Annotated in this window: 12 protein-coding genes, 2 tRNA genes and 2 pseudogenes; 11 read left to right on the plus strand and 5 right to left on the minus strand. The window is 69.4% G+C overall.

Going from position 1 to position 12801, the window contains the following annotated elements; genetic code table 11:
• The first annotated feature begins 17 nt into the window (after positions 1–17).
• The 5 genes and pseudogenes from gyrA to ACWGJM_RS10970 all read left to right on the plus strand — a co-directional run bounded on the left by gyrA (position 18) and on the right by ACWGJM_RS10970 (position 4063).
• Positions 18–2612, plus strand: coding sequence for a DNA gyrase subunit A (gene gyrA / locus ACWGJM_RS10950; protein ID WP_453411341.1), 2595 nt, complete (start codon positions 18–20; stop codon positions 2610–2612).
• 18 nt (positions 2613–2630) lie between these two features.
• Positions 2631–3359, plus strand: a complete 729-nt coding sequence (locus tag ACWGJM_RS10955; protein ID WP_453411342.1) for a DUF3566 domain-containing protein — start codon at positions 2631–2633, stop codon at positions 3357–3359.
• Positions 3360–3448: 89 nt separating this feature from the next.
• Positions 3449–3525: transfer RNA gene (locus tag ACWGJM_RS10960), tRNA-Ile, on the plus strand.
• A gap of 72 nt (positions 3526–3597) precedes the next feature.
• Complete coding sequence (locus ACWGJM_RS10965) at positions 3598–3768, plus strand: hypothetical protein (protein WP_453411343.1); 171 nt, start codon at positions 3598–3600, stop codon at positions 3766–3768.
• Positions 3769–3863: 95 nt separating this feature from the next.
• A pseudogene (locus tag ACWGJM_RS10970) lies at positions 3864–4063 on the plus strand (VOC family protein).
• Positions 4064–4204: 141 nt separating this feature from the next.
• Here the strand turns inward: ACWGJM_RS10970 and ACWGJM_RS10975 are convergent.
• Positions 4205–4528, minus strand: coding sequence for a DUF6344 domain-containing protein (locus tag ACWGJM_RS10975; protein ID WP_453411344.1), 324 nt, complete (start codon positions 4526–4528; stop codon positions 4205–4207).
• A gap of 250 nt (positions 4529–4778) precedes the next feature.
• On the opposite strand from ACWGJM_RS10975, the gene ACWGJM_RS10980 reads away from it, so the two are divergent.
• Both ACWGJM_RS10980 and ACWGJM_RS10985 read left to right on the plus strand, forming a co-directional pair.
• Positions 4779–4907 carry a DLW-39 family protein gene (locus tag ACWGJM_RS10980; protein ID WP_003999697.1) on the plus strand — a complete coding sequence of 43 codons (129 nt, stop codon included), beginning with the start codon at positions 4779–4781 and terminating at the stop codon, positions 4905–4907.
• A gap of 107 nt (positions 4908–5014) precedes the next feature.
• Entirely contained in the window at positions 5015–6379 is a 1365-nt protein-coding gene (locus ACWGJM_RS10985) for a hypothetical protein (RefSeq protein WP_453411345.1), read from the plus strand.
• Here ACWGJM_RS10985 and ACWGJM_RS10990 read toward each other — a convergent pair.
• Both ACWGJM_RS10990 and ACWGJM_RS10995 read right to left on the minus strand, forming a co-directional pair.
• Positions 6343–7770, minus strand: a complete 1428-nt coding sequence (locus tag ACWGJM_RS10990) for a serine/threonine-protein kinase (RefSeq protein WP_453411346.1) — start codon at positions 7768–7770, stop codon at positions 6343–6345. The two genes, ACWGJM_RS10985 and ACWGJM_RS10990, sit on opposite strands and share 37 nt — an antisense overlap.
• 113 nt (positions 7771–7883) lie before the next feature.
• The gene (locus ACWGJM_RS10995; protein WP_453411347.1) at positions 7884–8432 is read right to left on the minus strand and encodes a helix-turn-helix domain-containing protein; all 549 of its coding nucleotides are present in this window, start codon (positions 8430–8432) and stop codon (positions 7884–7886) included.
• 186 nt (positions 8433–8618) lie between these two features.
• Here ACWGJM_RS10995 and ACWGJM_RS11000 point away from each other — a divergent pair.
• A tRNA-Ala gene (locus ACWGJM_RS11000) sits at positions 8619–8691 on the plus strand.
• 514 nt (positions 8692–9205) lie between these two features.
• A pseudogene (locus ACWGJM_RS11005) lies at positions 9206–9577 on the plus strand (LuxR C-terminal-related transcriptional regulator); the annotation flags it as partial.
• A 75-nt stretch (positions 9578–9652) separates the two neighbouring features.
• On the opposite strand, the gene ACWGJM_RS11010 reads toward ACWGJM_RS11005, so the two are convergent.
• A complete protein-coding gene (locus ACWGJM_RS11010) occupies positions 9653–10366 on the minus strand; it encodes a DUF5324 family protein (protein WP_453411348.1) in 714 nt (237 codons plus the stop codon).
• 315 nt (positions 10367–10681) lie between these two features.
• Between ACWGJM_RS11010 and ACWGJM_RS11015 the strand changes: the two genes are divergently transcribed.
• Positions 10682–11215: a peptidylprolyl isomerase gene (locus tag ACWGJM_RS11015; protein WP_453411349.1), complete on the plus strand. Its 534-nt coding sequence runs from the start codon at positions 10682–10684 to the stop codon at positions 11213–11215.
• Between the two features lie 94 nt (positions 11216–11309).
• Positions 11310–12200: a rhomboid family intramembrane serine protease gene (locus ACWGJM_RS11020; protein WP_453411350.1), complete on the plus strand. Its 891-nt coding sequence runs from the start codon at positions 11310–11312 to the stop codon at positions 12198–12200.
• Between the two features lie 270 nt (positions 12201–12470).
• On the opposite strand, the gene crgA is transcribed toward ACWGJM_RS11020, so the two are convergent.
• Positions 12471–12725 carry a cell division protein CrgA gene (gene crgA, locus ACWGJM_RS11025; protein ID WP_132855222.1) on the minus strand — a complete coding sequence of 85 codons (255 nt, stop codon included), beginning with the start codon at positions 12723–12725 and terminating at the stop codon, positions 12471–12473.
• Positions 12726–12801: the final 76 nt, after the last annotated feature.

Below are 12801 nucleotides of genomic sequence, written 5' to 3' on the forward strand. Positions count from 1 at the left end.
AAGGATCTTCACCAGCAATGGCCGACGAGAACACTCCCGTCACCCCTGAAGAGGGCGGCGAAGTCGCGATGCGAGTCGAGCCCGTCGGGCTCGAGACGGAGATGCAGCGCTCGTACCTGGACTACGCGATGTCCGTCATCGTGTCCCGTGCGCTGCCCGACGTCCGCGACGGTCTCAAGCCCGTCCACCGCCGCGTCCTGTACGCCATGTACGACGGCGGCTACCGCCCTGACCGCGGCTTCTACAAGTGCGCGCGCGTGGTCGGCGACGTCATGGGCAACTACCACCCCCACGGCGACTCCTCGATCTACGACGCCCTGGTGCGCCTCGCCCAGCCGTGGTCGATGCGGATGCCGCTGGTGGACTCCAACGGCAACTTCGGCTCCCCGGGCAACGACCCGGCGGCGGCGATGCGTTACACCGAGTGCAAGCTGGCGCCGCTGTCGATGGAGATGGTCCGTGACATCGACGAGGAGACCGTCGACTTCACGGACAACTACGACGGCCGTTCCCAGGAGCCGACCGTTCTGCCGGCCCGCTTCCCGAACCTGCTGATCAACGGTTCGGCCGGTATCGCGGTCGGCATGGCGACCAACATCCCGCCGCACAACCTGCGCGAGGTCGCGGCGGGCGCCCAGTGGTACCTGGAGAACCCGGAGGCCTCGCACGAGGAGCTCCTGGACGCGCTCATCGAGCGCATCAAGGGCCCGGACTTCCCGACCGGTGCGCTCGTCGTCGGCCGCAAGGGCATCGAGGAGGCCTACCGCACGGGCCGCGGCTCGATCACCATGCGGGCGGTCGTCGAGGTCGAGGAGATCCAGAACCGGCAGTGCCTGGTGGTCACGGAGCTGCCGTACCAGGTGAACCCGGACAACCTGGCGCAGAAGATCGCCGACCTGGTGAAGGACGGCAAGATCGGCGGCATCGCCGACGTCCGCGACGAGACGTCGTCCCGCACGGGCCAGCGTCTGGTCATCGTCCTGAAGCGCGACGCGGTCGCCAAGGTCGTCCTGAACAACCTCTACAAGCACACGGACCTCCAGACGAACTTCGGCGCCAACATGCTGGCGCTGGTCGACGGCGTCCCGCGCACGCTGTCCCTGGACGCGTTCATCCGCCACTGGGTGACGCACCAGATCGAGGTCATCGTCCGCCGTACGCGCTTCCGGCTGCGCAAGGCGGAGGAGCGGGCGCACATCCTGCGCGGTCTGCTGAAGGCCCTGGACGCCATCGACGAGGTCATCGCGCTCATCCGGCGCAGTGACACCGTCGAGATCGCCCGCGGCGGCCTGATGGACCTCCTGGAGATCGACGAGATCCAGGCCAACGCCATCCTCGAGATGCAGCTGCGCCGCCTGGCCGCCCTGGAGCGGCAGAAGATCGTCCAGGAGCACGACGAACTCCAGGCGAAGATCACCGAGTACAACGCGATCCTGGCCTCGCCGGTCCGCCAGCGCGGGATCGTCAGCGAGGAGCTCGCCGCGATCGTCGAGAAGTACGGCGACGACCGCAAGACGATGCTGGTGCCCTACGACGGTGACATGTCCATCGAGGACCTGATCGCCGAGGAGGACATCGTCGTCACCGTCTCGCGCGGCGGCTACGTCAAGCGCACCAAGACGGACGACTACCGGGCGCAGAAGCGCGGCGGCAAGGGCGTGCGCGGCACGAAGCTGAAGGAAGACGACATCGTCGACCACTTCTTCGTCTCGACCACGCACCACTGGCTGCTGTTCTTCACCAACAAGGGCCGGGTGTACCGGGCGAAGGCGTACGAGCTCCCCGACGCCGGCCGGGACGCGCGTGGGCAGCACGTGGCCAACCTCCTGGCCTTCCAGCCGGACGAGGCGATCGCCGAGATCCTCGCGATCCGGGACTACGAGGCGGCGCCGTACCTGGTGCTGGCCACCAAGGCCGGTCTGGTCAAGAAGACGCCTCTGAAGGATTACGATTCGCCCCGCTCCGGCGGCGTCATCGCGATCAATCTGCGGGAGCGCGAGGACGGTTCCGACGACGAACTGATCGGAGCCGAACTCGTCTCGGCCGATGACGATCTGCTGTTGATCAGCAAGAAGGCGCAGTCGATCAGGTTCACCGCCTCGGACGAAACCCTGCGGCCGATGGGTCGTGCCACCTCGGGTGTCAAGGGCATGAGTTTCCGCGAGGGCGACGAGCTTCTCTCGATGAATGTTGTTCGACCCGGTACGTTCGTGTTCACTGCCACAGACGGCGGGTACGCGAAGCGGACCCGCGTCGACGAGTACCGCGTCCAGGGTCGCGGTGGCCTCGGTATCAAGGCCGCCAAGATCGTGGAGGACCGCGGATCGCTCGTTGGCGCGCTGGTGGTGGAGGAACTCGACGAGATCCTCGCCATCACCCTCTCCGGCGGTGTGATTCGTACGCGAGTCAACGAGATCAGGGAGACGGGCCGTGACACCATGGGCGTCCAACTGATCAACCTGGGCAAGCGCGATGCCGTGGTCGGTATCGCACGTAACGCCGAGGCGGGACGCGAGGCGGAGGAGGTCGACGGCGACGTGGCCGTCGACGAGACCGCCGGGGATGCCGCGACCACCGGCACGGACGAGGGTGAGGCGCCCTCGGACGAGTAGCACGAGGAGTGAGTCATCGTGAGCGGAGCCACTGGCGCCGGGTCGGCCGGTACCTCCACGGGTACGGAAACGGGCGGCGGCGGCCGTGGCTCCGCCGCGAGCGCCGCGCAGCCGACGGATCCGCACACGACCAACCTGAAGCCGGTCAAGGCGGACTCGCCCTCGCCCGACTCGCATGGATCCCAGGGGGGAACTGTGGCGGACGCCCGCGGCCGTGAGGACCGGTCGGCGCCCGCGGCGGCCTCGCCGCTGCCCGGGGAACGCAAGCCGCAGCAGCCCTCCGGCCCCTACCACCCGCCGCAGGCCTACCCGGCGCAGGGCACCGGGGCGGCCGTACGCCGGCCGCGTACCGGTTCCGGAGCGCGCACCACGCCCCGCACGCGCAAGGCGCGGCTGCGGGTGGCCAAGGCCGACCCGTGGTCGGTGATGAAGGTCAGTTTCCTGCTCTCCATCGCGATCGGCATCTGCACGGTCGTCGCGTCCGCGGTGCTGTGGATGGTCCTGGACGCGATGGGCGTCTTCTCGACGGTCGGCGGCCAGATCTCGGAGGCCACGGGCTCCACCGAGTCCAACGGCTTCGACCTTCAGGCCTTCCTCTCGCTGCCGCACGTCCTGACGTTCGCCACGATCATCGCGGTCATCGACGTCGTCCTGGCCACGGCCCTCGCCACGCTCGGCGCGTTCATCTACAACCTCTCCGCGGGCTTCGTCGGCGGCATCGAGCTGACCCTCGCCGAGGACGAGTGACGGTCCCCCGACAATCGATTTTGGGACTGCCCCTCTCGTGCGCTAATCTTCAGGAGTCAGCGCGCGGGAGATACACCGCAAAGCGCGGCGGGGCTATAGCTCAGTTGGTTAGAGCGCATCCCTGATAAGGATGAGGCCACAGGTTCAAATCCTGTTAGCCCCACCAGCACAAAGACCCCCAACCGGTCACGGTTGGGGGTCTTTGACATCTATGCCTGACATCAACCGACGAGGTGGGATGACTGACACCGACAGACCCAGCGGCAGTCACCACCACTACGACGACCCCCATGAGCGCGGGAAGCTGGATCGGGCCTCCTGCGGCTGGATCCTCCTGGGTGCGTTCATCATCGTGGTCATCACATGGGTGCTGGTGATGCTGGGACTCATCTTCGATGGACCGCGTTAACCGATGAGTGGATCTTCCAGTATCAAGGTGCGGGGCGGGTTGACCGTCGTCGCCACTAAGGCCAAGTAGTCGTTCACTCGGCGGATCCGGCGGCCCTGGGGCAGTGGTGGGCCGAGGCACTTGGGAGAGCCGGTTGCATCTCGACTTCAGGCCCGGTGACCAGGACGCCGTGGTGGCTCGCCTCGAGGCTCATGGCGCGAAGTGTGTAGACGTCGGTCAGGTCGACCAGTCGTGGGTTGTCATGGCAGACCCCGAGGGCAACGAGTGCTGTGTCCTTGCCCAGCGGCGTCAGTGAGAACCCCGCTGTCCTCCTGACAGCTCCAGCGATACGACGAGACCCCCGACCGGTTCTGCCGGTCGGGGGTCTCTCTGTGCGGGTGGCTGTACGCAAACCGCCGTTGTGTCGTGTTACGTCGCTGAGGTGCTGCCCGGGCCGTCAGGTCTGAAGGGGGGCCTTGTGCTCGGGAGAGGGGGACGCCTCCTGGTCGGCGAGGGGCCGGCGGCGGCAGCCGGGGGACTTGCCGTGGGCCTCGGCTTGGATGCGCTGCTTCATCGTGGGGGGCAGGGACGCGGCGATCAACCGGGACAAGAGGGGCGCGATCGGGGCCGAGGCCTGGACGGTCTCGCTGCACGGTTCCTCGGTCCGGGGCTGCGGTGCGGCCGCGGCGGTGGTCGCCGTGACGAGGCCGAGCGCCGTGAACAGCGCGAGGAATGCGGTGACGATGGCGGTCCACAGCTTCATGACCTTGTTCTGGGTCATGGCCCCTCACTTTCAGGTCGGGCGATTTGCGTACTTTCCTCATGATGTGTATGAGGGCCGCGAAGTGGTGGACCGACGCCCGTGGCGCGGCGATGTTCTGATGAACACCACTCGTATGGGCGTAAAGGACAAGAATTGTTCTCAGACAGGCGGAAGTTGACGGCCTGATGTAGGTCACCGATCGATATCGGTCGGTGTGTATAGTCGGGCGCCAGAGGTCCCCTACGTCAAGGAAAGACGAGGTCGCGCGGTGAAGAAGCTTCTCCTGGTCGCACTGGCCGCCATCGGCGGGCTCCTCGTGTACCGCCAGATCCAGGCGGATCGCGCCGAGCAGGATCTGTGGACGGAGGCGACTGACTCCGTGCCCACGGGTTCGTGAGTACCGGAAAAACCGGAATCTGAGCAAGCCCCGACCGCCCTCGCGGTCGGGGTTTCGTGTTGCAGGATGGGCGACGGTCCGGTACGAGCGCGAGGGGGCGGGGCGGCATGGAGACGGGGCGGTGGCGTACGGCGTGGTGGCGTACGGCGGTACGGTTCGCCGTCACCGGAGCGCTGACGGGCGCGGCGGTCGCCCTGCCGGGCGGTATCGCGGCCGCCGACGGCACCACGACCGGGACACCGGGTGGCTACGCCTTCGCACCGCAGGCGCGGACCGTGAAGGGCACGGCCGGCACGACGGGCGCCGAACGCCTCGAGCCCGGCGAGACCTACCGCAGCTCCCTCGGGAAGAACGCCGAGGTCTACTACCGCCTAGCACTCAGAGACCGGGCGACCGCCTACGTCGCCGTCACCGCCGTCCCCCCGCCCGACGCCAAGGTCTCCGCCACCGACGGCATCCGCGTCTCGCTCCAGGACGCCGACGGCACCACCTGCTCCAACGACACCGCCGGCTTCGGCGGCGGCCTGAGCCCGCGCCCCGTCACCGCGCTGGGGACGCGTGAGGCGGGCAGGGCCCTGTGTCAGGGGGCGGGCACGTTCTACCTGGTCGTCTCACGCGTCGACGCGACCGGCTCCGGGTCCGGCGGCGGCTCCTCGGCCCAGGACTGGAGCCTGGAGATCGCCCCGGTCACCGAACCGCCCCGGGCCGAGGCCGCCGGCACCGCGGCGCCCGAGGCCTGGAACTCCACCACCCCCGAGCCCCTCACCGGCGACCCCCGGACCCGCGCCGGCGGCGCGGGCTTCGCCGGGGCGCGGGCACTGGACCAGGGCGTCTGGGACACCCGCATCCGGCCCGGCCAGACCATCTTCTACAAGGTCCCCGTCGACTGGGGCCAGCAGCTGTACGCCACCGCCGAGCTCGGCAGCTCCGCCGGCGACGGCGGCTATGTGACCGGCGCCCTCGACCTGGCCCTGTACAACCCCGCCCGCGGTGACGTCACCGACCTCCCCCGTGGCTACAGCGGCCGGCAGACGACGGTCGCCCTCGCCCCCCTGCCGCCCGTCGAATACGTCAACCGGTACGCCGCGAGCGGCCAGGTCAGCGCCATGCGCTTCGCCGGCGCCTACTACCTCGCCGTCCACCTCAGCGGGCAGGTCGCCGACGCCTTCGGCGACAAGGCGTTCGGGCTGACACTGCGCGTCCGCGTCCAGGGCACGCCGCACGCGGGCCCCGGGTACACCGGGAAGTCAGCCCCCGCGAACCTCTTCGAGATCACCGACGGCGACCGGGAGGCCGCGGCCACGGGCGGGGCCCCCGGCGGCGGCACCGCCATGAAGGCCCTCGCCGCCGGCGGGATCGGCACCGGGACGGTCCTGCTCCTGGGGCTCGGCCTGTGGACCCTGACCGCACGGCGCAGGGCCGCGGCCGCCGAGGCTCAGATGCGGGTCAGCGCCCAGAACCCGACCGCGTAGCAGGCCAGCGCGAGCAGCAGTACCGGGACGACGACCTTGGGCGGGGGCCCGGGGCGGCGGCGGGGTGCGGCATGCGTGGCACGTGTGGCTCGGAGGACCTTTGCGGTGTATGGAGCGGTGGGGGTGTGGGGGTGCGGGGGCGTGTAGGGGTGCGGGGGTGACGCGACCGCGTACGACGGCGGGTGAAAGGGCGCGTGCGGGGCGTGCGCGGGGTTTTGGCTCTGCGTCGTGGGCGTGGGCGTGGGTGTGGGTGTCGGCGTGAGCGGTTGCTGCGGCGGCGGGAGGCGGAAGCTGCCGGTGTCCGAGGGGGAGCGGCCCGGGTCAGTGCGGGAGCCTGCGCCTGTTCCGGTAGCCGTCCCTGTGCCCGCGCCCGGGCCCGGGCCGGTGCTCGTATCCGTGCCGGCTCCCTGCCCCGCCCCCGACACCGACCCCGTACTGGTGCCTTCGTACGGCCCCTGCGCCCCGTAAGCCCCCTCGTCCGCTCCGGCACCGGCCGCCCCGGGCCCGGCCCTCAGTGGCCCCTCCGGGCCGAACCCCGGAGGCAGGGGACCGACTTGGTCGAAGATCTCGATCAGTTCCTCGTCGGGGCCGGGCTCCGGCAGCAGTTCCACGGCGGCGGCGAGGGCCTTGCGCGCTCCCGTGGCGGTGCGGAAGCGGGCCTGTGGGTCCGGTTGCAGCAGGGAGGCCACGACCTGCCACAGCGGCTCGGGAACGCCCTTGGGCGCGCCGGGCGTTCCGTGTTCCATGAAGTACTGGACGAGTGCCTTGGCGTCGGGCTTGGCGCCCTGGAGGAGGTACAGCGCGACCAGGCCGACCGCGAACAGGTCGGCGGGAAAGTCCGGTTCGGCGCCCAGCATCTGTTCGGGCGCGAGGTAACCGGGCGTCCCCACCACGAGGTTGGTCTCCGTCAGGCGCGGCTCGCCCAGCCGCATCGCGATGCCGAAGTCGGACAGCCGCAGCCGGGGCCGTCCGGTGCCGGTGGCCTCCAGCAGGATGTTGGCGGGCTTGATGTCCCGGTGGACGACTCCCTCGGCGTGCACGGCGGCGAGGCCGGCCAGCAGTTGGTCGAGGAGGGTGCAGACGAATCCGGGCGGCAGGGGACCGTAGTCCCCGACCAGGTGGACCAGGGAGCCACCGACGACCAGGTCCATGGTGAACAGGACCTTGTCGTCGTCGGCGGCCCAGCTCGCCGGAGCGAGCACATGCGGGTGGTCGATCCGCAGGGCCTGCTCCCGTACGAAGCGCAGGAGGGAGTGGGCGTCGCGTTGCTGAAGCACCTTGGCGGCGACGTAGCGGCGACGGCGGTGGTCCCAGGCGCGCCAGACGGCGCCGACCCCGCCGCGTCCGATCGGGTCGGCCAGTTCGTACCGCCCGGCGAAGACCTCACCCATGGCTGTCCGTCGCTCCTCCCCCTGCGGCCCCCGTGTTGCTCTCCCGTCACTTGCTTCCCCCGTGACGAGCTTCCCCCGTGATGAGAGCTACGACCCCTCCCCGGGCCGCGGACTCAGCTCTGGTGGGACTGGTAGTGGGCGACCGCGTCCGAGGTGCGGCCGGCGCCGTAGACGCGCAGGAACTCCGCCAGCTCCGGATGGCTCTGGGCGAGGGTGTCCGCGGCCTCGATGATGTCCCCGGCGGCGGCCACCGAGCGCAGCAGCGACTGGATCTCGCGGACCACCCGCTTGACCGTGGGCGCCCCCGAACTGCTCGTCGTCTGTGTGGTGTTGTTGAGCACCGATCCCCCCTGCGACTTCTTGATCTCGTCCATGCGCTCGGTCGCCTCGGCCGCGCTGACGCTGCCGTCCGCGACCTGCCCCGCCAGGTCCTGGAGCAGCTGCACCCGCTGGACGACCGCCGGATTGCCGATCTTCGCGCGCTGACCGCTCATCAGCTGCGACAGCATCGGCGCGGACAGCCCGAGGACCGCCGCGAGACGAGCCTGGTTGAGACCGAGATCTTCGATGAGCTTACGGAAGAGCGCCCCCAACGGCTCCCCGTACCAGTTCCGCTGAAGCTCCCGCGCTCTTGCGGTGGCTTCCTGCTGTGCGGCGTCCATTGCGTCTCCCCATCGCTTCCCCTGAAAACCCGGGTTCGCTGTAGCGAACCACGTCCGAGCATCTTACGGAGAGTGGTCATCCGCGGGGACCCCCAATCTTTTTGCGGGATACCCGGGGTGACCCGGTACTCTGGTCTGCGACGGCCGCCGGTACCGAGATCGTTCCGGCCGGGCGTCGCCTGCTCCGGGGCCTTAGCTCAGTTGGTAGAGCGCTGTCTTTGCATGGCAGATGTCAGGGGTTCGACTCCCCTAGGCTCCACATCAAACCCCTCTCACCTGCGCAAACGTGGTGAGAGGGGTTTCTGTTTCGCCCCGCGGGCGGCAGGGCGCGTGGGCGCGGGGGGTGCCCGCAGGGACGGTCAGCGCTCCGTCAGCTGCACGTCAGCGGCTGCGGCGACTGTTGTTGGCATGACGTCCATCGTGGCGGTCTCCAGCTGCCTCCCCGACACCGTTCCGACGCGAGAGCGTCGCGACCCGGGTGGGATCAGAGGATTCTCGGGCGCCGCAGGATTAGCGGGACTGAGCCGCACCCTGACCCTCTGCTGGATGTCCATCGCCGCCTTCGGCCGCTCGCTGGCCGTCTCCGGTGCCATCTCCCTGCCCGTCCCCGCCTCGGCGTGGTGCCGCGTGCCATGGAAGGCGTACGCAACCTCGCCGCGCGTCAGCGCGAACTGGCCCTGCGCTGGCCGGGGGTGAGCATCCCCGGCACGCCCGGACCACTCCGCCTCCGAGTTTGTGATGACCTCGGGGTCCATGACGGTGCCGCCGAGATGCCCGACCTGCCCGTACTGCTCCTGTCCCCAGTACGTCGAACCCCTCTACGCGCGCGAGCCGCTCGCCGACGGCGGTCGCAGCGTCGGCTACATGCTCAAGGACCGCGTCACCAACGGCGGCCAGTTCCTCGACTCGTTACTCCTCGCCCGCAAGGACCGCGACGAAGCCGTCGGCAGCCGCTCCGGGCGTGAACGCGAGTCCTCGAACAGCTTGCCCAGGGCCGCTCCAACGCCGGCATCGCCCAAGGACTGTTCATCACCGAGAAAGCCGTCGCCAAGCACATAGGCAACATCTTCACCAAGCTGGGACTGCACGCCACGGACACCGACAACCGCCGCGTCCTGGCCGTGCTCGCCTATCTGGACCAGTGATCCCCGCAGCACACCACCGAGGGGCGGGAGACATCCGGGCCTCCCGCCCCACGACGGCCGTCGCACCGCCTCGCGTCAGGGACGGTCCTCGTCCTGCGCGGACTCCTCCGCCTCCTTGGCCTTCACCTCCGGATCCAGCACAGAAGTGTCCAGGCTGCCGTCCACCGAACTCAGCGGACCCGACTCGGGCACCTCCGTCGCCGCGGGCGGCTCCACCAACCAGTCGGGATTGGCCTGCTTGTCCCACCACTTCCAGGCCGCGAAAGCACCACCGGCCACCGCACCCACCACGGCCAGCGCCTTGGCGAGACGACCGGCCCTGGCCCGCCGCCGGTGCTTGCGAGCCAGCTTCTGGATCTCCTTGGGCGAGACCTGGCCACGCAGCGCGGCCAGCGCCGCGGCACCCCGCGCCGCCGCCTCGTCGCGCACCGGCCCGGCCGCGGCCACCGCCTGCTCGAGCTTCGGCCGCGAGTACTCCGCCGCCTGCCGGGCGGCCTTGCGGGTACGGACCGCGGCCTCATGGGCGGCCAGGTCGACCTTCGGCGGCACATGGGCCATGGCCTGCGCCCGGGCCAGCTCCAGCCGGGGCGCGAGACGGGCGTCGTACTGGACGCGGGCCTGTTCGGCGGCCTGCGACACCTTGGGCGCGAGCCGTACACGTGCCTCCTGCGCGTAGTGCGCGGCACGCTCCTTGGCCGTGTCGGCGTAGGGCGCCACCACTTCCGCGGCGTGCAGCACGCTGTCCTTCGCCGAGCCGGTCGCGGCGCGCACGCTGTCGATGCGGGTCACGGGTTCCTCCTCCTCGGTGGCGTACGGTATTTCGACTTTCCACCCTTTTACGGATCATGCCTGTCAACGGGACGTGGGGCATGCGAGGACGGGCATACGAGTGCCGACCGAACCGCTCACGCCCCACGCGCCACACGAAGAGCGGGTGAATACGGGGCAACACGAGCCTGTCGACGACAATCCCGACAATGCCACGAATCGCCGCCGCGCGCGCCCGCCCCGGGGCGATTCGCGCCCACCAGACACGGTCGGGCGACGCGCGGCCTGGAGCGTGCGAGGATCAGAGGGTCACAGGAAGACAACGGAAGGCAGATCGTGGCCGAGCAGCTCTACGCCACCCTGAAGACCAACCACGGCGACATCGAGGTCAGGCTCTTCCCGAACCACGCGCCCAAGACGGTCAAGAACTTCGTCGAGCTCGCCCAGGGTGAGCGCGAGTGGAAGCACCCGGCCACCGGCGCGGCGAGCCACGACAAGCTCTACGACGGCACGGTCTTCCACCGGGTGATCAGCGGCTTCATGATCCAGGGCGGCGACCCGCTCGGCAGCGGCATCGGCGGCCCGGGCTACGAGTTCGAGGACGAGTTCCACCCCGACCTGTCCTTCAACAAGCCCTACCTGCTCGCCATGGCCAACGCCGGCCCCGGCACCAACGGCTCGCAGTTCTTCATCACCGTCTCCCCGACGACCTGGCTGAACCGCAAGCACACCATCTTCGGCGAAATCACCGACCCGGCCGGCCAGAAGGTCGTGGACGCCATCGCCGCCGTCCCCACCACCAAGCCCAACGACCGTCCGGTCAACGACGTCGTCATCGAGACCATCGTCATCGAGCGCCGCGAGGGCTGACCGGCCCCAGACAGGCCGGGGAACCATTCGCCCCGCTCGTCCGTAAGGATGAGCGGGGTGGTGCAGTGCCCACGAGACGACCCGAGGTGACTCCATGGACCAGGAGGCCGCAGGCAGCGCGCAGGACGCCAGGAGCGTGCCCGTGTGCTACCGGCACCCGGACCGCGAGACCGGCATCCGCTGCACCCGCTGCGAGCGCCCCATCTGCCCCGAGTGCATGGTCAGCGCCTCCGTGGGCTTCCAGTGCCCGGAATGCGTACGCGGCGGTTCCGGCTCCGGGCAGCCTCGTGCCGCCTCACGGCCGCGCACCGTGGCAGGTGGCACGGTCACCGCGGACCCACGGCTGCTCACCAAGCTGCTGATCGGCGTGAACCTGGCCGTGTACCTGGTCCAGCTGTCCCTCGGCGACCGCTTCACCAACCGGTTCGAACTCATCGGCCAGGCCTACGTGCCGTTGTTCGGTTCAGCCGAGGGCATCGCCCAGGGCCAGTGGTACCGGCTGGTGACCGCCATGTTCCTGCACGGCGGCTACATCCACATCCTGTTCAACATGCTCAGCCTGTGGTGGATCGGTGGCCCCCTGGAGGCAGCCCTCGGCCGCGCCCGCTACCTCACCCTCTACTTCGTCTCGGGCCTGGCCGGCAGCGCGCTCACCTACCTGATCGCCGAACCCAACCAGCCCTCGCTCGGCGCCTCCGGCGCGATCTTCGGCCTCTTCGGAGCGACGGCCGTCCTGATGCGCCGGCTCAACTACGACATGCGGCCGGTCATCGCCCTGCTGGTGATCAACCTCATCTTCACCTTCGGGTTCAGCGGCATCGCCTGGCAGGCCCACATCGGCGGCCTCGTGGCAGGCGTCGTGTGCGGTTACGCCATGGTCCACGCCCCGCGCCGACACCGCGCCCTGATCCAGTACGGCACCTGTGCACTGGTCCTGGCCGTGGTGGTGCTCCTGACGCTGGTCAGGACGGCTCAGCTCACCTGATACCGAACCGTTGTCCACAGTCTGTGCCCGATCTTGTGCATACTGTGCGCCAACAGCTGCGCCCCCTGCCGCTCAGGTGTGTTTTCCCAAGTCAGGCAGGGGACGAGGGTTTTCGCGTCAGCCGGTACGTCTGTCACACCGGCGTCAACCTCCGGTGGGTTATCCACAGATCGTCGTTTCTTTTCCCCAGCGTGTGGACACTGTGGACAATGCCTGTGGATAACTCAGCGGATAGCCCTGGGCAGAGCTGAGTTCACCCGGAAGCAGTCGCTACTTCCACTGGGTGGAGACGCCGAATCCCGCGGCGATGAAGCCGAAGCCGACCACGATGTTCCAGTTGTCCAGCTTGTCGATCGGCAGCGAACCGTCGGTCACGTAGAAGACGACGATCCAGGCCAGGCCGATGAGGAACATCGCCAGCATGACGGGCGCGACCCAGGCACGGTTGGTCAGCTTGATGGCCGTGGCCTGCTTCGACGGCGGCGGCGTGTAGTCGGCCTTCTTGCGGATACGTGACTTCGGCACGAGGGTCTCTCCTGTCGATGCGCTGCGTGGCCGCGCAGGTAACTGGGTCGGGCTCCGGTGGGGCAGCGTACAAGGG

The organism is Streptomyces sp. NPDC054834, assembly GCF_053611185.1.

What these genes read in the sequence shown, in the direction of transcription:
- ACWGJM_RS10965 (WP_453411343.1), top strand. Translation starts at nt 3,598, where the DNA reads ATGACTGACACCGACAGACCCAGCGGCAGTCACCACCACTACGACGAC.
- ACWGJM_RS10975 (WP_453411344.1), bottom strand. Translation starts at nt 4,528, where the DNA reads ATGACCCAGAACAAGGTCATGAAGCTGTGGACCGCCATCGTCACCGCA.
- ACWGJM_RS10985 (WP_453411345.1), top strand. Translation starts at nt 5,015, where the DNA reads ATGGAGACGGGGCGGTGGCGTACGGCGTGGTGGCGTACGGCGGTACGG.
- ACWGJM_RS10990 (WP_453411346.1), bottom strand. Translation starts at nt 7,770, where the DNA reads ATGGGTGAGGTCTTCGCCGGGCGGTACGAACTGGCCGACCCGATCGGA.
- ACWGJM_RS10995 (WP_453411347.1), bottom strand. Translation starts at nt 8,432, where the DNA reads ATGGACGCCGCACAGCAGGAAGCCACCGCAAGAGCGCGGGAGCTTCAG.
- gyrA (WP_453411341.1), top strand. Translation starts at nt 18, where the DNA reads ATGGCCGACGAGAACACTCCCGTCACCCCTGAAGAGGGCGGCGAAGTC.
- ACWGJM_RS11020 (WP_453411350.1), top strand. Translation starts at nt 11,310, where the DNA reads ATGGACCAGGAGGCCGCAGGCAGCGCGCAGGACGCCAGGAGCGTGCCC.